Annotated in this window: 20 protein-coding genes; 6 read left to right on the forward strand and 14 right to left on the reverse strand. The window is 52.1% G+C overall.

Translation table 11 applies throughout. The features are described from left to right. Window positions 1-180 precede the first annotated feature (180 nt). Window positions 181-1668, forward strand: a complete 1488-nt coding sequence (locus AMM48_RS02375) for an aldehyde dehydrogenase family protein (RefSeq protein ID WP_102782772.1) — start codon at window positions 181-183, stop codon at window positions 1666-1668. Window positions 1669-1681: 13 nt separating this feature from the next. On the opposite strand, the gene AMM48_RS02380 is transcribed toward AMM48_RS02375, so the two are convergent. Continuing rightward, a complete protein-coding gene (locus AMM48_RS02380) occupies window positions 1682-1882 on the reverse strand; it encodes a hypothetical protein (protein WP_102782773.1) in 201 nt (66 codons plus the stop codon). A 140-nt stretch (window positions 1883-2022) separates the two neighbouring features. Here AMM48_RS02380 and AMM48_RS02385 point away from each other — a divergent pair, with 140 nt between their 5' ends. After that, window positions 2023-3243, forward strand: a complete 1221-nt coding sequence (locus AMM48_RS02385; RefSeq protein WP_102782972.1) for a threonine ammonia-lyase — start codon at window positions 2023-2025, stop codon at window positions 3241-3243. A gap of 82 nt (window positions 3244-3325) precedes the next feature. On the opposite strand, the gene AMM48_RS02390 is transcribed toward AMM48_RS02385, so the two are convergent. Beyond that, window positions 3326-3808 (reverse strand): flavin reductase family protein, encoded by a 483-nt coding sequence (locus AMM48_RS02390; protein WP_022732301.1) that lies wholly within the window; start codon window positions 3806-3808, stop codon window positions 3326-3328. Between the two features lie 253 nt (window positions 3809-4061). On the opposite strand from AMM48_RS02390, the gene motA reads away from it, so the two are divergent. The 4 genes from motA (at window position 4062) to AMM48_RS02410 (ending at window position 8038) form a co-directional block, all read left to right on the forward strand. Then, complete coding sequence (motA, locus tag AMM48_RS02395; protein ID WP_102782774.1) at window positions 4062-4916, forward strand: flagellar motor stator protein MotA; 855 nt, start codon at window positions 4062-4064, stop codon at window positions 4914-4916. A gap of 44 nt (window positions 4917-4960) precedes the next feature. Next, on the forward strand, window positions 4961-5914 hold the full coding sequence (locus tag AMM48_RS02400) for a flagellar motor protein MotB (RefSeq protein ID WP_102782775.1): 954 nt from the start codon (window positions 4961-4963) through the stop codon (window positions 5912-5914). Between the two features lie 122 nt (window positions 5915-6036). Then, complete coding sequence (locus tag AMM48_RS02405; protein ID WP_102782776.1) at window positions 6037-6792, forward strand: arginyltransferase; 756 nt, start codon at window positions 6037-6039, stop codon at window positions 6790-6792. A 151-nt stretch (window positions 6793-6943) separates the two neighbouring features. Then, window positions 6944-8038, forward strand: coding sequence for a TRAP transporter substrate-binding protein (locus AMM48_RS02410; protein ID WP_102782777.1), 1095 nt, complete (start codon window positions 6944-6946; stop codon window positions 8036-8038). Between the two features lie 158 nt (window positions 8039-8196). Here the strand turns inward: AMM48_RS02410 and AMM48_RS02415 are convergent, their stop codons facing one another. The 12 genes from AMM48_RS02415 to AMM48_RS02465 form a co-directional block, all read right to left on the reverse strand. Further along, window positions 8197-9570 (reverse strand): TRAP transporter large permease subunit, encoded by a 1374-nt coding sequence (locus tag AMM48_RS02415; protein ID WP_022732306.1) that lies wholly within the window; start codon window positions 9568-9570, stop codon window positions 8197-8199. Then, window positions 9570-10115, reverse strand: a complete 546-nt coding sequence (locus tag AMM48_RS02420) for a TRAP transporter small permease subunit (RefSeq protein ID WP_181951539.1) — start codon at window positions 10113-10115, stop codon at window positions 9570-9572. Before AMM48_RS02420 ends, AMM48_RS02415 begins: the two co-directional genes overlap by 1 nt. Window positions 10116-10359: 244 nt before the next feature. Continuing rightward, on the reverse strand, window positions 10360-12603 hold the full coding sequence (gene parC / locus AMM48_RS02425) for a DNA topoisomerase IV subunit A (protein ID WP_022732308.1): 2244 nt from the start codon (window positions 12601-12603) through the stop codon (window positions 10360-10362). A 146-nt stretch (window positions 12604-12749) separates the two neighbouring features. After that, window positions 12750-13496 carry a DNA repair protein RecO gene (gene recO / locus AMM48_RS02430; protein WP_102782778.1) on the reverse strand — a complete coding sequence of 249 codons (747 nt, stop codon included), beginning with the start codon at window positions 13494-13496 and terminating at the stop codon, window positions 12750-12752. A 9-nt stretch (window positions 13497-13505) separates the two neighbouring features. Further along, window positions 13506-13673: a hypothetical protein gene (locus AMM48_RS22125; protein WP_022732310.1), complete on the reverse strand. Its 168-nt coding sequence runs from the start codon at window positions 13671-13673 to the stop codon at window positions 13506-13508. Next, the gene (locus tag AMM48_RS02435; RefSeq protein ID WP_102782779.1) at window positions 13673-13903 is read right to left on the reverse strand and encodes a hypothetical protein; all 231 of its coding nucleotides are present in this window, start codon (window positions 13901-13903) and stop codon (window positions 13673-13675) included. Before AMM48_RS02435 ends, AMM48_RS22125 begins: the two co-directional genes overlap by 1 nt. A gap of 44 nt (window positions 13904-13947) precedes the next feature. Then, a complete protein-coding gene (era, locus tag AMM48_RS02440) occupies window positions 13948-14886 on the reverse strand; it encodes a GTPase Era (RefSeq protein ID WP_022732312.1) in 939 nt (312 codons plus the stop codon). After that, the gene (rnc, locus tag AMM48_RS02445) at window positions 14879-15562 is read right to left on the reverse strand and encodes a ribonuclease III (protein WP_022732313.1); all 684 of its coding nucleotides are present in this window, start codon (window positions 15560-15562) and stop codon (window positions 14879-14881) included. The genes era and rnc overlap by 8 nt, the downstream gene beginning before the upstream one ends. Further along, a complete protein-coding gene (gene lepB / locus AMM48_RS02450; RefSeq protein WP_022732314.1) occupies window positions 15562-16308 on the reverse strand; it encodes a signal peptidase I in 747 nt (248 codons plus the stop codon). The genes rnc and lepB overlap by 1 nt, the downstream gene beginning before the upstream one ends. Window positions 16309-16336: 28 nt before the next feature. Further along, window positions 16337-16732, reverse strand: a complete 396-nt coding sequence (gene acpS, locus AMM48_RS02455; protein WP_022732315.1) for a holo-ACP synthase — start codon at window positions 16730-16732, stop codon at window positions 16337-16339. After that, window positions 16729-17481 (reverse strand): pyridoxine 5'-phosphate synthase, encoded by a 753-nt coding sequence (locus AMM48_RS02460; RefSeq protein ID WP_102782780.1) that lies wholly within the window; start codon window positions 17479-17481, stop codon window positions 16729-16731. Before AMM48_RS02460 ends, acpS begins: the two co-directional genes overlap by 4 nt. Further along, entirely contained in the window at window positions 17478-18188 is a 711-nt protein-coding gene (locus AMM48_RS02465) for a DUF2062 domain-containing protein (protein ID WP_022732317.1), read from the reverse strand. Before AMM48_RS02465 ends, AMM48_RS02460 begins: the two co-directional genes overlap by 4 nt. Window positions 18189-18251 lie beyond the last annotated feature (63 nt).

Below are 18251 nucleotides of genomic sequence, written 5' to 3' on the forward strand. Positions count from 1 at the left end.
GCTGGCCATTTATAAACATAAGGGTAGCAGCCCTTTTGGGCCCTGTCATGCCCCAACCGGCGAATTGATCTTGATATTCCAAACGCCCACCGATAAATTGGTAAAACAATACCAAATAACCAATATCGTGTGATTTACGCTTTTCTGCGCCACAGCACACCAACATACAGGGAGCCTGAAATGCCCATCGACCCGATCCTTGATCCCAGCAGCCTTGCTCGCGAACTTTCTGGCCGCCACCTGATCAATGGAGAACTCGTTGCATCCCAAAGCGGCAAAAATTTTGATGTCTTAAACCCTGCAACTGGCAAGGTCATTGGTCAGGCCGCAGACGGTGATGCCCAGGACGTGGCAATTGCCGTTGGGGTTGCAAAGAAGGCGCAGAAAGACTGGGCGGAACGCCCTGCCCGCGAACGCGGCAAACTGGTTGCCGAATGTGGTCGTGTGCTGATGTCGCACACCGAAGAACTGGGTCGTTTGATTGCCCTTGAATCGGGCAAAGCACTGCGCACCGAAAGCCGGGTCGAGGCATCGGTTCTTGCCGATATGTTTGTCTTTTTCGGCGGGTTGGCTTCCGAACTTAAGGGCGAAACCGTCCCGTTTAATCCCAACATGATGACCTTGACCACCCGTGAGCCGGTTGGCGTTGTCGGGGCGATTATTCCCTGGAATGTGCCGCTTCTTCTGATGGCGATCAAAGTTGCACCGGCATTGGTCGCGGGGAACGCGGTTGTCGTAAAATCAGCCGAAGATACCCCGCTTGCAGCTTTGCGCGTCTGTCAGATCATGCAAGAAATCCTGCCCAAAGGCGTTCTGAATATCCTGTCTGGCTTTGGCCCGTCCTGTGGTGGACCACTGGTCGAACATAAGGACGTCAAAAAAGTTTCCTTTACCGGATCTGTCGAAACCGGCCGCACGGTTTACAAAGCTGCGGCTGAAAAACTGATCCCGGTCACCCTTGAGCTCGGCGGTAAATCACCAATGATCGTGATGGACGATGCCGACCTTGATAAGGCAATTGCCGGTGCTGTTGGTGGTATGCGCTTTACCCGTCAGGGGCAAAGCTGCACGGCATCATCGCGTATTCTTGTTCATGAAAAACTTCATGATGCGTTTGTTAAGCAACTGATTGAAAAGGTCAATGCCCTTAAGATGGGGGATCCGCTTGACGAAGAAACCGACATCGGCACCATCATCAACCGCAAGCAGTTCGACAAGGTCCGCAGTTACATCGACATCGGCGAAAAAGAAGGTGCAACCAAACATGAACTAAGCGCCCTTCCAACCGATAGTGCGCTCGCCGATGGCACGTTTGTGCGCCCGGTGATCTTTACCGATGTTGATCCGAACGCCCGCGTCGCCCGCGAAGAAATATTTGGCCCGGTGGCATGCGTGTTCAAGTTCAAAACCTTCGAAGAGGCACTTGAGCTTGCCAACGATAGTGATTTTGGCCTGGCGGCAACCGTATGGACAACCGACCTTAAAACCGCACTGACGGCAACCAAGCGCCTTGAAGCGGGTTTTGTTCAGGTCAACCAGAATCTTGTTGTTCAACCCAACCTGTCATATGGCGGGATCAAGCTTTCCGGGCTGGGCAAAGAAGCCTCGCTTGAAAGCATGCTTGAACATTTCACCTACAAGAAAACCATCATTCTGAACATGGAATAACGCCAAACCAACCCTATGCCAGGCGTTTAACCTTGCCGGGTTGCATCTTTTGCAACCCGGTTTTTCTTTTGCGGCCCTTGACCTTAGGCGACTTATCCGCAAAGCTGCGCTCGAACATACGTCCATAAACCTGAAAGAACATGGCAATGTCTTTATACAATGACATCCCCGCATCGCATTCCCGTCCGACGCTTCGTGCCGGTGCGATGGCCATGATTATTGGGATTTCCGACCTGCGAATGTGATCCCTGTCATTCGCGAATGACAGGCCCGGTTTAAACCCGTTTATCACCCGTTACATGATAATATTGCCACCACATCAAGCTTGATGGTGGCCGCAGGAGCATGGAAATTATGGCTGTTTCCTATCACGATATCGTCCGTGCAGCCGGACTGTTAGAGGGCATCGTTGCCAAAACACCTTTGGTAAAGTCCTTAACGCTTTCAAATATTTGTCAGGCAGAAGTTTATCTTAAGCTTGAAAACCAACAATACACAGCGTCCTTCAAAGAACGCGGCGCCTATGTCAAACTGGCAAGCCTGACACCGCAAGAACGCGAAAAAGGCGTTATTGCCGTCTCGGCGGGCAACCACGCACAGGGTGTGGCCTATAACGCCAAACGACTTGGCATTCCGGCAACCATCGTGATGCCTAAAAACACCCCGTTCACAAAAGTACATCACACGCGATCTCATGGCGCCGAAGTTGTCCTGATCGGTAATGTATTTGCCGAAAGCCTCGAGGCTGCGGGCAAAATTCAGCAAGAGCGTGGACTGACTTTTGTGCATCCGTTTGATGATCCGCATATCATCGCAGGACAAGGCACTGTCGGACTTGAGATTCTCAATGAAAATGCCGACATCGACACCATTGTCGTTCCGATTGGCGGCGGTGGCCTTGCGTCGGGTATTTCAACTGCGATCAAGGCGCGCCGACCCGACATCGAAATCATCGGTGTCGAAACAAAGCTATATCCGTCGATGCTTGAAGGCATGACAGATCAGGAGTTCACTGGCGGTGGCGTGACAATTGCCGAGGGCATTGCAGTCAAGCAACCCGGTGGCCTGACGCTTGAAATCTGTAAGGAAAAACTTGATGACGTGGTTCTGGTTGAGGAAAGCTCAATCGAACGCGCCATCCAGATGCTGATTGAAATCGAAAAAAGCGTTGTCGAAGGTGCCGGGGCAGCCCCACTTGCCGCCCTGCTCGACCATCCCGAACGGTTTAAGGGCAAAAAGGTCTGCCTCATCATAAGTGGTGGCAACATAGACACCCGCCTTCTCGCACAGGTCCTGATGCGCGGCATGGCCCGTCAAGGCCGCCTTGTGCGCGTTCGCATTGAAATCCCTGATGTCCCGGGTGCATTGGCAACTATCAGCACCCTGATCGGTGAAGAAGAAGCCAACATCATTGAAGTCTATCATCAGCGTCATTTCTATGATGTCCCGGCCAAACAGACCGACGTTGATATGGTTCTTGAGGTCCGCGACACAGTACATGCCGAACAAGTCATCGCACGCCTGATTAACGCTGGATTTGGCGGAAGACTGCTTGGCAACACATCGCTTGATTGATCAATATCTTTACGTGAAATAAAAAACGGGCCGCAAGCATTTCGCCGCGGCCCGTTTTTTCTAACTTTGATGTTTGGTGCTGTTAGCAATCAAGTCCGCGGTAACGCCCGCCATAATACAAAAGCGGATTCCCGGTTTTACCCAAGTCAATTTCCTGAACTTGCCCGACAATGATGCTGTGATCCCCACCATCATGGATCGCGTGGCGCTTACACGAAAATGTTGCAAGGCTGTCGCTAAGACACGGAACACCGTGACAATCATCGCGATAGGTCACACCATCCCAATCATTCTGACCGGGTGAGGAAAAAAGATCGGACAGGGTTTGCTGTTCCTGACGCAGGATATTGATGCAAAACCGGGTGCATTCGCCTGCAAACATGTCATGTGTCGCCGCCCGGCAATCGACAGAAAACAGGACCAAGGCCGGTTCAAGCGACACGGAGGCAAAACTGTTGATGGTGATACCTGCTTTGGTCCCATCCAGTGCGCGTGTCGTCACAACAGCAACACCTGTTGCGAACTGACCCAGACAGTCGCGAAAATCGCGCGGAGAGAATGACATATTGAAGAATGCTCTTACTGACTAAACATATTATCTAACGGCCCTTGCTCTGGGCAAAGGGAAAATGGCGATTAATCTTCGCGCTGTCAAACCTATCTCGCAGCAGATTTAAACGCGATATTAATAACATTAAAAGTTAATAGGACCATATAGATGGGGCTTGCATCTTATCTGGATGCAAAAAACAGCTTGGGGCCAGATAAATGTATCGTGAATTGATCCGGTATCGATATCGGCATAACGGGGAAAAATAGTGTTTCTGATAATCGGTTATATCATAGTACTCGGCTCGGTGCTGGGCGGTTATTTACCACACGGGTCATTTGACATTCTCGTTCAACCGCTTGAAGTCCTGATTATTTTCGGGGCTGCATTTGGTGCGTTTTTGACAGCCAATCCGCTAAACGTTGTCAAACGGTCGTTCTCCTACACCTTGCGTGCCATGAAGGGCCCCAAGAAGAAGGTCGCCTATGTCGAGCTTCTGACCTGCCTTTACGCAATTTTTCGACTTGCAAAATCCAAGGGCGATCTCGCACTTGAGAGCCACGTTGAAAACCCCGAAAGTTCCAGCCTTTTTTCCAATTTTCCGATTCTGACGAAGGATCACCACGCGCTGGAATTCATGTGTGACTATCTTCGCCTACTGACCCTTGGCACAACCAATCCATATGAGCTGGAAGCTGTCATTGATCAGGAACTCGAAACCCATCACGAGGAAGAGCACGCGGTTTCCGATGCCGTTCAGACTGTAGGCGACGGGCTTCCTGCCCTTGGCATTGTGGCTGCTGTTCTGGGCGTGATTGTAACCATGAGTTCCGTGACAGAACCCCCCGAAATTCTTGGTGGCCTGATCGCGGCAGCACTGGTAGGGACATTCCTTGGTATTCTCGGCGCATACGGCTTTGTCGCCCCGACGGCTTCCATCATCAAGAACACCGTTGATACGGATGCAAAATATTACACCTGCATCAAGGCTGCATTGATCGGGCACATGCAAGGATATGCGCCCCAGGTTTCGGTTGAATTTGCGCGAAAATCCCTGCCGCACGGCCTGAGACCAAGCTTCAAGGAACTTGATGAAGCTTTGCAAAATGCACCAACAGCTTGATTTTCTTGAATAGTAAAGTTCCGGTTTAGGGAAAAGTACGACGCATGCCTGATATCGTCATAAAGAAAATCAAGAAAGGTGGACACGGCCACCATGGCGGCGCATGGAAGGTTGCTTATGCCGACTTCGTGACGGCAATGATGGCGTTTTTCCTGTTGCTGTGGCTGCTTTCAAGCGCCACCGAAGAACAGCTTCAGGGGGTATCAAACTATTTCACCCCCGAAACCATTTCTCAAAACGACTCTGGGTCGGGTGGTTTGCTGGGCGGTACCAGTCTTGCCGAAGAAGGTGCGTTGCGGTCTGAATTTGGGTCTCCAACCGTCAGTATGGATATTCCACCACAACAATCGCCCGATGAACGCGAAGCCATTCGCGTGGCCCAAATGGAAGAACAGGAATTCAATGAAGCTCAGGAAGAACTTCGCAAAGCCATCGAAAGCAGCGAAGAGCTCCAAGGGCTCGAAAAGAATATCCGCATTGAAGACACCGATGAAGGCCTTCGCATCCAGCTGCTTGACGAAGACGGCACAGCAATGTTCCCAAGCGGCAGCCCGTCGATGGCCGAACATACCAAAAAGCTTCTGCAAAAGGTCGCTGAGATCATTGCAAAACTACCACAAGACGTTGCAATTGAAGGACATACAGACTCGGTTCCGTTTAACCGCGCCGACGGCTATTCAAACTGGGAACTTTCCTCTGAACGCGCACTTGCAACACGCAGAACCCTTGAAGATCTTGGTCTGAATACGGACCGCTTTGCCAAAGTTGCCGGTCTTGCCGATACCGACCCACTGATGCCCGAGGCCCCTGATAACGAGCGCAACCGACGCATCAGCATTACGTTGCTGCGCGGTACCGGTGAACGCACCGCACTTGAGGGTGGTCAGGAAAGTGGTACAGGTGGGGAAACAACGGGCACGTCGGGGGAAAACATTGACCCAAGAACATCACCAGCCCCGGTGCGACGTCCGTCATTCTCCGTCCCGTCACAGCCATAAAACAGCCGCGCAAACCGGGTTTGCGCGGTCCTTTTGTGTCTCAGCCCTTTAAACTGTCACAAACAACACTTAATCTCATATAATAGAGAAGGTTGAATGTGATCGGGACACAGAAGAGCTAAATGACAGTCAATCAGCGCCGACTTACCCAGCATTATTTCATGACGGCCCCAATGCCCTGCCCCTATTTGCCTGGGCGTTTTGAACGCAAGCTGGTAACAGAATTGCGTGGGCCAGAATCCAATGGTGTTCATGATCTTCTGTCACGTGCCGGGTTCCGCCGCAGTCATTCAATTGCGTATCTTCCCGCCTGCAGCGATTGCAACGCCTGTGTGCCGGTTCGGGTGTCGTGTGCTGATTTCAAACCCGGTCGTTCCTTTCGCCGCATTCAAGCCAAGAATGACGACATTGTGCGCAGCATCGTGCCTGCGTCAGCTACTCAGGAACAGTTTCAGCTTTTTAGCACCTATCAGGATGCACGCCACGGCAATGGTGACATGGCACGAATGGATGCGCGTGATTACCGCGCGATGGTCGAAGACAGCACGATTGACACATCCATCTTTGAATACCGGCGTCCGGATGGCAGCCTGATTGCCGTCGCACTGGTTGATAATTTGTCTGATGGTCTTTCGGCGGTGTATAGCTTTTTTGATCCCAAGGAACATAAGCGCTGTCTTGGGACCTACATCATTTTGGACTTGATAGCCGAAGCACAGGCGTTTGAATTTCCTCATATTTATTTGGGGTACTGGATTTCTGATTGCCGTAAAATGTCTTATAAAATGCGTTTCCAGCCGCTTGAAGGCTTCAAGAACGGTCGATGGGAAATCATGTCAGAAGACGCAACCCAAGCCCGTCCCAACGGCAGTTCCTGACATCTATTTTTCCACATTATACTAAAGTCCAATCATGCAACTCGATCCCCGGTTGCCTGCACCCAAAGACGCATATAAGCTGCCTGACAAAGTCAATTAACTGGCTTTTACATATAAATCATGAGCTTGCATCTTTGGGAGGCTGTAACAAATGAAACGTCGCCAATTTCTATCTGGCGCCGCAGTAGCAGGTGCAACTGCTGCCGCTGCATCGACCTTTGCCAAACCGGCAATTGCACAAGATGTCCGTGAATGGCGTCTGGTCACGACATGGCCAAAAAACTTTCCAGGTCTGGGTACGGGCGGGAATCTGCTTGCAGAATACATCAACAAAGCATCCGATGGCCGTCTGCAAATCACTGTTTTCGGTGCGGGTGAAATTGTCCCCGCATTTGAAGCAATCGACGCTGTTGGCAATGGCACCGTTGAAATGGGTCATGGCGCGCCTTACTACTGGAAAGGCAAAGTCGACGCGACTCAATATATTGCGGCAATGCCGTTTGGCCTGAACGCACAGGAACAGAATGCATGGTTCCAGTGGGGCGGCGGTCAGGAGTTGGCCGACAAGGTCTATGCTGAACTGAACTGCAAGTTCTTCCCGTCAGGCAACACCGGAACCCAGATGGGCGGCTGGTTCAACAAGGAAATGAATACCATTGATGACTACAAAGGTCTGAAAATGCGTATTCCGGGCCTTGGTGGCGAAGTCGTCAAAGCAGCCGGTGCAAACGTTGTGAACCTTCCGGGGGGCGAAATTCCGCCGGCTCTGCAGTCTGGTGCAATTGATGCAACGGAATGGGTTGGTCCATACAACGACTTGGCCTTTGGCCTCTATAAATCGGCGAAATATTACTACTATCCGGGCTGGCATGAACCAGCAACCGTTCTCGACAACTTCATCAACCTTGATGCATGGAATGCTCTTCCTGATGATCTCAAGGCAATTGTTGCGCAGGCCAACACGGCCGTGAACCAGATGGTCCTGTCGGAATTCACCGCACGGAACAATCAGGCGCTTGAGACTCTGCGTGACAAGCACAATGTCGATGTACGTCCGTTCTCTGACGACATTCTGACGGGCCTTGGTAAACTATCGGGCGAAGTTCTGCGTGATCTCGTTTCGTCCAACCCACTGTCGCAGGAAGTGTTCGAAAGCCTGATTAAATTCCGTACCCAGTCGATCGCATGGTCGAAATTCTCGGAATCGTCCTTCGCACAGGCACGTATCCTGCCGTTCAAATACTAAGTCTCCGTCTTACGGAAACGACAAAGGGCTGGCATTTTGCCAGCTCTTTTTTCATGTGCGCTTCATACAAACCATTCGATCCGAAAGATGCCCAGAAACGAAGAAGGGCACCCATTTGGGTGCCCTTCTCGCAAGATCGTTTTGGATATTGTTAGTGGCTAGAACAGAACGCTTGGCAGCCACGTCGCAAGCCATGGGAAGGCTGCGACAAGGCACAAGCCCAGCATCTGAATAACCACGAACGGAATAATACCGCGATAGATATCCATCGTCCTGATCGAGGGCGGCGCCACACCACGCAGATAGAACAGCGCAAACCCAAATGGCGGGGTTAAGAAGCTGGTCTGAAGGTTAATGGCGATCATGATGCCCAGCCAGACCGGGTCAATATCCATCTTAAGCAGGATCGGACCGACAATCGGGACCACAACAAACACGATCTCGATGAAGTCGAGGAAGAAGCCCATGAAGAACATCAACAGCATGACCACCAGAATCGCGCTAAACGTGCCACCCGGAAGGTTGTGCAAAAGGTCTTCAACCAGTTGATCGCCACCAAGACCACGGAACACCAATGAGAACACCGACGCGCCGAGCAAGATGACAAACACCATCGCGCTGACCTGAACCGTCTGACGCACAACATGGCGCAGAACTGCCATATCAAGACGACGATAGAACGCCGCCAGAACCATCGCACCGACAGAGCCGAAAGCAGCCGATTCCGTTGGTGTGGCAATCCCGGTCAGGATCGATCCCAGAACCGCAACAATCAAAAGAGCCGGCGGCAAAAGTGCGCGCAGCACCTCCCCCCAAAGCCCTTCCGGACGTTTGCCTTCGACAAGGGCTGGTGCAGATTCGGGATCAATGATCGACTTGATGATGATCCAGCCGATATACAACGCAACCAGCATGATCCCCGGGATAAAGGCACCTGCAAACAGGTCCATCACCGAAATCGGCTCAGGGGCCCAGTTGCCAATCGAACGCTGTGCTTCGGCATAGGCCCCTTGCAGGATATCACCAAGCAGAACCAGCACGATTGACGGCGGAATGATCTGCCCCAAGGTGCCCGACGCACAAATAATACCGGTCGACAGTTTCGGATCATACCCGGCTTTGTTCATCGCAGGCAGGCTCAGCAAGCCCATTGTAACAACCGTCGCACCGACAATACCGGTGGATGCCGCGAGCAACATGCCGACAATCACCACCGAAATACCAAGACCACCTCGCATGGTGCCAAACAGCATTCCCATGGTGGTCAGCAGTTTTTCGGCGATGCGTGCACGTTCGAGCATCACGCCCATAAAGACGAACAGCGGGATCGCAACATAAAGCTCGTTGGTCATCACGCCGAAATAGCGTGACGGCAAAGAGCCCAGAAGCGGCATATCAAACGCGCCAAGCGCATTACCAATCAGTGCGAAAGCAAGACCGGTGCCCGCAAGCGAGAAGGCAACCGGAAAACCAAGAATAAGCACGCCGCACGCAACGGCGAACATTACCAGGCTAAGAACTTCACCTGTCATCAAACGCCCTCGTGCTCTTCTTCGCTGATTTCAAATTCTTTATGACCGGCAAGCACCAGAACGCTGCGCGCTGCCAGGGACAACCCTTGCAGCAGCATCAAAACGCAAAACACAAGAATCACGGATTTATAAAGGAACAGCCCCGGAAGACCGCCCGTTTCGTGCGACCCTTCAAGACGGTGCCAGCTGGTCACAACATACGGGTAGCTATACATCAGAATCATGATGATAACCGGCATCAGCAAGAACAGCGATCCAAACAGATCAACCCACGCCTTATAGCGCGCAGATGCCGGACGATAAAACACGTCAACGCGCACATGACCTCCATGCAAAAGCGTATATCCCGCGCCGACCATGAACATGATGCCGTAAAGCCACATATAGCTTTCCTGCATCGAAACCCAGCCGATCGCGAAGCCGTATCGTAATGTGGCGACCAAAAAAGTAATCACCACCATCGGGATCACCAGCCAAGCGACCCCACGACCGATCAGGTCATTCAGACCATCAATCGCGCGGACGAAATTTCCCAGAAATCTCACTTTCCACTCCCAAGCCCTTATGTATCGCACAGGAAAATTGCGGGCTTCCTGTTATTCAGGTTGCGAAGTTACATATTAAACATCGAAAGCGCTATATCTTTTGGTGCGTATTTCCGCCATTTCCGGGCATTTTTACTGTCATGGATACTGTTTCAGATGTCTTTGGCCCGTCCGACCATAAAAAAAGCCGGATGGAACGGCTCCATCCGGCTTTTCAATCGTTCTGCGTTCAACAAATCAAAGCTTATTCAAACTTGTTGGACCGTGGGAAACCATTTGGCGGCAGGCGCCCTGCCCCGGCACGTTTGCCGGTCCATTCGGCAAGATCGGTCACAGTCCGGGTACGGCCTTCGTTGCCGCCCATGGCCCAGCTCAGACCGTCTTCAAGCTTGAACATGATCAGGTCCGAAAGACCGCCTTGGCGGTATTTCTGCAAAATCACGCCGCGGCCGCGCGTCATTTCAGGCACTTCGGCAATCGGATAGATCAGAAGTTTACGGTTATCGCCCAAAACGGCCACGTGATCGTGCTCGACCGGCAGGCATATCTTGGCAACTTCACCCGCACCAAGATTAAGGATCTGTTTGCCGTTCTTGGTCTGGGCGACAACGTCTTTCTCAGCAACCTGGAAACCACGTCCGGCTGAACTTGCCACAAGCAGGTTACGATCATTCTTGTGAACGATCATGGAGACGATGTCATGTTCCTGTGGCAGGTCGATTGACAGACGGATCGGTTCACCATTGCCACGACCACCGGGCAGCTTGTCACACGACATGGTGTAACAACGCCCCGCCGTTGACAAGATAATCACTTTGTCGGTCGTAAAGGCCTTCAGCGCAAAGCGGCCTTCGTCACCATCTTTGAACTTAAGATCGCCAAGATCGGCAACATGCCCCTTAAGGGCACGAACCCAGCCCATTTTCGAACAAATGATCGTAATCGGTTCTCGTTCAATCAGGGCCTCAAGCGGGACTTCAATTTCCTCTGGCGCATCGCCGATCTCGGTACGGCGTTTGCCAAGTGCTGTTTTCTTGCCAAACTTTTCGCGCATCAGTTCGACTTCGTCGCGAATGCGTTCCCAACGCATTGTCTCGCTGGCAAGAAGCGCTTCCAGGCCTTCCTTTTCTTCGGTCAGTTTGGCGTGCTCGTTCTTGATTTCCATCTCTTCGAGCTTGCGCAAAGACCGCAGACGCATATTAAGGATCGCATCGGCCTGAACTTCTGTCAGGTCAAACGCCTTCATCAAAGACGCCTTTGGCTCATCCTCAAACCGGATGATACGGATGACCTCATCAAGGTTCAGATAGGCAACAAGATAGCCTTCCAACACCTCAAGACGATGATTGATCTTGGCCAGTCGATGGTTGGAACGACGGATCAGAACATCCTGACGATGCGCCAGAAACGCGCGAAGAACTTCGCGCAAATTCATCACACGCGGCGTGTTATCGCCATCAAGAACGTTCATGTTCAAACCAAACCGGATTTCCAGTTCGGTGTTTTTGAACAGCATTTCCATCAGATGTTCTGGTTCAACCGCACGGGTGCGTGGTTCCAGAACAAGACGGATAACATCGGTCGATTCATCGCGCACATCATTAAGAAGCGGCAGCTTCTTGGCAATCATCAAGTCGGCGATGCGTTCAACCAGCTTGGCCTTTTGAACCTGATAGGGAACTTCAGTGATCACAACCTGATAGAGGCCATGGCTGAGTTTTTCGACTTCCCATTTGGCGCGCAAGCGGAAGGACCCACGCCCGGTCGCATAGGCCTCAAGAATATTTTCACGCGGCTCAACCAGAACACCACCCGTCGGGAAATCGGGGCCCGGCACACAGCGCACAAGCTCTGCGATGGAGGTTTCCGGATTGTCGATAAGCTTGATCAGACCTTTACACAGCTCATCGGCATTGTGGGGCGGAATGTTGGTTGCCATACCAACTGCAATGCCCGACGCACCGTTCGCCAAAAGGTTCGGAAACGCGGCGGGCATGACGATCGGTTCTTGTTCTTCACCGTCATAGGTCGACCGGAAATCAACCGCGTCCTCGTCGAGACCATCCATCAAAGCCGCCGCAACGGCGGTCATGCGGGCTTCGGTATATCGCATGGCCGCGGCGTTATCGCCGTCAATATTGCCAAAGTTACCCTGCCCGTCGACAAGCGGATAACGCACCGCAAAATCCTGTGCCAGACGCACAAGCGCGTCATAGACCGACTGGTCACCATGCGGGTGATACTTACCGATCACGTCACCAACCACACGCGCGCATTTCTTAAACCCGTGTTCCGGGTTCAATTTCAATTGGCGCATGGCGAAAAGAAGACGGCGATGTACTGGTTTCAATCCATCGCGAACATCGGGAAGAGAACGCGACATGATCGTCGACATCGCATAAGCAAGGTAACGTTCGCTCAGCGCGTCGGCAAGGCGGGTTTCCCTGATTTGGCCGGCACCGGCCGGGTCGGAAGTCTTGGTGCTCATGAACGGTTTTTCTTATTTCTTTGCAGAATGGACAGGTGTGACAACACAAACGGTTTTAGCGTTAATGTCTCACTGTTCTGGCAACATACTACGCCCGGCGTAGGAGTGGTCAACATGTGCTGTACAAAATGGGTGATTTATTTTTCTTACACGGGCACAGACCGCCAGACATGGCTGACAAGACGGTCGCGTGCCGCGACAGGCTTTAGGGCTTTTGCTTCGAAAATATCGCGATGAATGAAGAACCCGGTAAGCTTAAGCCCATCGCGTATTTGATCAGAAAGCGGTGCGGCCTTGCGTGCGTCCGATCCCTGCCCACCGGCAAGAAAGGCCGGTAATGGCAACAGACGATCACGATACGCATGACCGGCTTCTTCCGCCACAGCCCGCCCACTTTTGGGCGATACATAAGCAAGCCCCGTGGTCGCATTTGTCGCCGCACAGCAATCAAGTGCAAGACCATAACCAAGTTCGTCAAGAAGGCCGACCTCCCAACGGATATAGGCCGGCAGCCACTGTTCGGCCTTTAAAGCCGACAGCAATGCGATGGTTCCATGGAATAAATCAGGATGGGATTCACGTTCGGGCAAGGTCGCATCAAGCATGGCACAGGCCGAACTCATCGCCATCAACGGCCCCGCAGACAGCAAAAGGTCAGCCGCATGCGCACCGGTTAACTCGCAGCGAAATTGCCCAAGATGTTCCGCCAGCCGTGCCGACCACCCCACCCGCACTTCATTGCCCGGCTCAAGTGTACCGCGCATTGATTTGCTGGTGGCACCTCGCACCATGCCAGCATGGCGGCCATAGTCACGGGTCAGGACGGATAAACGAACGGCATTTTCGCCTAGTTTGCGTGTCGAAAGAACAATGCCGTCATCACGCCAGTCCATGCACGCACCTTAGAAAAAGCCGCTGGGCACTATCAGTCGGGTCACAAGGAAAAAGAAACCAATCAAGCAGGACGCAAGACAGAAAAGCGCCACGCCCAGAACAGCTTTTCTACCCCAGGAACGGTTTTCGACGTCTTCGACAGCCATATCGATTGGATCGGTGGAATGTTTGGTCATTAATTCGGGCCTCCGCCCGTCATCTTCCAGAACAACCCGAGCAAAAAGATGCTCAGCGCTGCCAGCAGCGCAACAAGGTTAAGTGGTCGATGCAAAAAAGAGGTTTCGCGTCGTACGGACGAACGATCAATCCGTTTCCGGAAAGGTTTTCTGGCAATGCGTGCAACAATCATTGCGGCAACAGCGCCAACAACAATCAAGACAACGCCCCAAAACGATCCGATTTCCATTATCTATCCCGTGATTGATAGCTCATCCGTACGGCGCGTTTAAATCAGGCGTTGGGATCCAGACCCCACATGGCGAACCGATTGGGATCGTCGCCCCAGTTTTCACGCACCTTAACAAACAAGAACAAATGAACACGACGTTCGAAAATCGCCTCAAGTTCCTTGCGCGCATCACTGCCCAGTGCCTTGATCCGTTTGCCACCCTTGCCCAGAATGATGGCCTTTTGGCCTTCACGCTCGACAAAAATGGTTTGCTCAAGCTTGACTGAACCGTCTTTGCGCTCTTCCCAAAGCTCGGTTTCCACCGTTGCAGAATACGGCAACTCCTGCTGAAGCTGATAATATAGCTTCTCGCGGGTGATTTCCGCTGCCAGAAGACGAAGCGGCATGTCAGACACATCGTCTTCAGGGAACATCCAAGGGCCATCAGGCATTTTTGCCGAAAGGAAATTAACCAGATCCTGTGTTCCGGCACCCTTTTTGGCTGAAATCATAAACACATCGGTAAAGACTTCATGCGCAAAAAGCTCTTGCGACAGGCGCAGAAGTTTTTCCTTATCCGTAACCTTGTCGACCTTGTTTAAGGCCAATATGGCTTTGCGGTGCTGATCTTTAAGCTGCTTGATGATGGCCTGATCTTCTGCGGTAACACCAGCCCCGGCATCAATAACAAGAACAATCAGATCCGCATCATCTGCACTATTCCACGCGGCTTTGACCATGGCACGGTCAAGGCGGCGTTTGGGGGCGAAAATCCCCGGCGTATCAATGAAAACAATTTGTGCGTCTTCGGTCATGACAATACCGCGCACACGGGTACGGGTTGTCTGCACCTTGGGCGAGACAATCGATACTTTCGTACCGACAAGCTGGTTCAGCAGGGTCGATTTACCTGCGTTTGGTGCACCAACAAGTGCAACAAAGCCGCAGCGCTGCTGATAAGGTAATCTGTCTTCACTCACAGGTGTGGGAACCTCATTCATAGCTCAGTTTATCCAACATCAATTGGGCGGCTATCTGTTCCGCCTCACGTTTTGATTTGCCTTCGGCACTGACACTGTCACCGTCACTGGTGGTCAGCTCGATGGTAAAAACAGGTGCATGGGCTGGGCCTTCGCGGCCAACCATTTCATACTTTGGAAGCGGCTTCCCGCGTCCTTGCAGCCATTCCTGCAACTGGGTTTTCGCATCCTGAGGCGGTTTGTTATCTTCATCAAGAAGCGGCGTCCACAGCTTTTCAATAAAGCTACGCGCCGGTTCCAAGCCACCGTCAAGATAGAGTGCGGCAATCACTGCTTCCATGCAATCAGATAAAATTGCCGGATTGGTATCGGCACCTGCGGCGCGTTCACCTTTTGCCATCTGGATGTGATCACCCAGATGGATCTGTACTGCAACACGCGCAAGTGTCTCACGCCGCACAAGGGCGACGAAACGCTTGGCCATAGCCCCTTCGCGTTCGCGCCCGAAACGGGTGTATAGCATATCAGCCACGACCAGACCAAGAACACGATCGCCAAGGAACTCAAGGCGTTCGTTGCCCCCACTCAGTGCGTCTTTGCCCTTTGCCGCACTACGATGCGTTAAGGCGACACGCAGAAGGTCCGGGTCAGAAAAACCGTGATCAATTTCTGGGATCAGCGGAGCACCATCGCCCATCAGTTAACCCCTTGGAACAGGCGGTCATAGCGGATGCTGCCCAAATCATAGATCGGCTGCGAACTGTCCTTGGAATAGAACAGGAATTCAGCGCGGCCAACAAGGTTCTCAATCGGAACGAAGCGGAAGCGTGACGGGAATGCGCGGCTGTCTGCCGAATTGTCGCGGTTATCACCCATCATGAAGAAATGGTCTTCAGGTACGGTAAATGGCTCGGTGTTGTCACTTGGCCCCTGATCGCCAAACAGCTCAAGGATACGGTGCACTCGACCATTGGGAAGCGTTTCAAGATACTGTGCAACGGCTGCTGAACGCCCGGTCCCATCGGTCAGGATGTAATCTTCGATCCGTTCGCGTTCGACCATCTTGTTGTTGATGTAAAGACGTCCATTGGTCACCTGAACGGTATCACCCGGAAGTCCGATCACACGTTTGATGTAATCCTGCGACGTATCAGACGGCAGTTTGAAAACAACAACGTCACCGCGCTCAGGCTGTGATTCCATCACACGACCCGGTATCAGCGGCAGGCTGAAGGGCAAACTGTGCTTGGAATACCCGAACGAAAACTTTGACACGAACAGGTAATCGCCGACCAGCAAGGTCGGAATCATCGACCCGGACGGAATGTTAAACGGCTCATATGCGAATGTGCGAACCAGAAGCGCGATGAGAACGGCCCAGAAAACGGTTTTCAGAGTATCGAGAATTCCACCCGTTTTCTTTTTATGCACTAGCTTTTCCATTCCGTGTCTTACCAATCACTTTAATCTGTCAATCCGCCGAAATAACCACAACAGCGTTGGCCAATGGATATTCATCCGTCAACGTCACATACACTGATGCAATTTTCCCGTCAGGGGTCAATTCTTCAAGTCTTTTCAAAGCACCGTCTATCAAAACCATGTCAGGTTTACCACTGGGTTGATGCACAACCCCCATCGTATTGTGATAAACACCCCGGCGAAAGCCTGTTCCCAATGCCTTTGAGCACGCCTCTTTGGCAGCAAAAGACATGGCAAGCGATGATGCAGTCCGATGCGGGCGGCGCTTTGCACGGGCAATTTCAACCTCGGTAAAGACACGTTTCATGAAACGTTCGCCGTGACGCTCAAGAGCCGTCTCTATTCGGCGGATGTCACACAAATCTGTGCCAATCCCGATAATCATTTAGCACCCGTTTCAATGCCACGCGCGTCATCCATAAGACGGCGCATTTTGCCAATAGCAGCTTCCAGACCGACAAAGATCGCCTCGCCGATCAAAAAATGCCCGATGTTAAGTTCTGCAATAGCCGGCATCGCCGCAATCGGTTTGACCGTGTCGTAATTCAGCCCATGCCCGGCATGGATTTCAAGCCCGATCGCAGAACCATAGGCAACAGCCTTGCCGATACGCTGAAGTTCCCGGTTACGGTCATCTTCGGTCTGCGCATCACAATAGGCACCGGTATGAATTTCAACAACGGGTGCGCCAAGACTTTTGGCCGCATCAAGCTGTTCTTTCGATGCTTCGATAAACAGCGATACCCGGATACCAGCATCACCAAGCTCAGACACAAACCGCTTAAGATGATTGTGACCACCAGCGACATCAAGACCGCCTTCGGTCGTGCGTTCTTCACGTTTTTCCGGAACCAGACAAACAGCATGCGGCTTTGTTTCAAGCGCAATCGCCAGCATCTCATCGGTTGCGGCCATTTCAAAATTCAAAGGGATATCAATATGTTCACGAAGCTTTCTCATGTCATCATCAGAAATATGACGACGGTCTTCGCGCAAGTGCGCTGTAATTCCGTCTGCACCGGCGGCCTGCGCAAGGGCGGCCGCACGTGCAGGATCAGGTGCAACACCCCCACGGGCATTCCGCACAGTCGCAACATGGTCAATATTGACGCCGAGCCGAAGTTTCGAACTCATGAAGTTTCATCCTGCTTTTTGGTGGCACTCTTTGCCGCACTTCCGATCTTTTCCTTCGCACTTTCGAGCATCGGCACCAAACCATGGCGATCCGATTTTTTCATGCGACGCAAAATACGATTATGGCGATAAATCCCCACAGCACGGCGCACCGGGAAGTAAAACAGCATCCAGACCACAAGTGAAGTCGGAACACAGCCAACGATCATCGGCCAGATAATATCGACAATGCCATGCCACAGATTTCCCAGTGTCGTGTGATCGGCCGGATCCCAATGGCCAAAAATCAATCCCCCGCCAATATAGCTCAGCCCCAAGGTGATGAAATCCCAAAGAACGGTCATATCAAAATGAACCGCCTGTGCGGTTTCATCCACACCGAGTATCCAGTTTCCGCTGGTATAAAGCCATATCCAGATAAACGGGAATGTCCAGGGATTACCGATAATCGTGCCCAGCAGCGATGCAACAAGATTGCTTCGCAAGACAAAGCTTAGAATCGCAGACAGAACAAAATGAAACCCGATAAACGGCGTAAAGGAAACTGCCGCCCCGATCGCAAAACCCGAGGCGATGCTATAGGGGGAACCGGGCAAACGTGCGACACGGTGGGCAAAATATTGCGACGAGCGCCGCCATCCGCCGCGCGGCCAAACCACGTTGCGAAACTTTTCAAAGGAATTTGGTTTGATGCGGCGCCGAAACATGTGGGATCAGTTCTGGGAAAAATCAGGTAAACCAAGACAAAGTCGAGGCATATGGGTAAGTGC

The organism is Thalassospira sp. GB04J01, assembly GCF_000751115.1.
Taxonomy (GTDB): domain Bacteria; phylum Pseudomonadota; class Alphaproteobacteria; order Rhodospirillales; family Thalassospiraceae; genus Thalassospira; species Thalassospira lucentensis.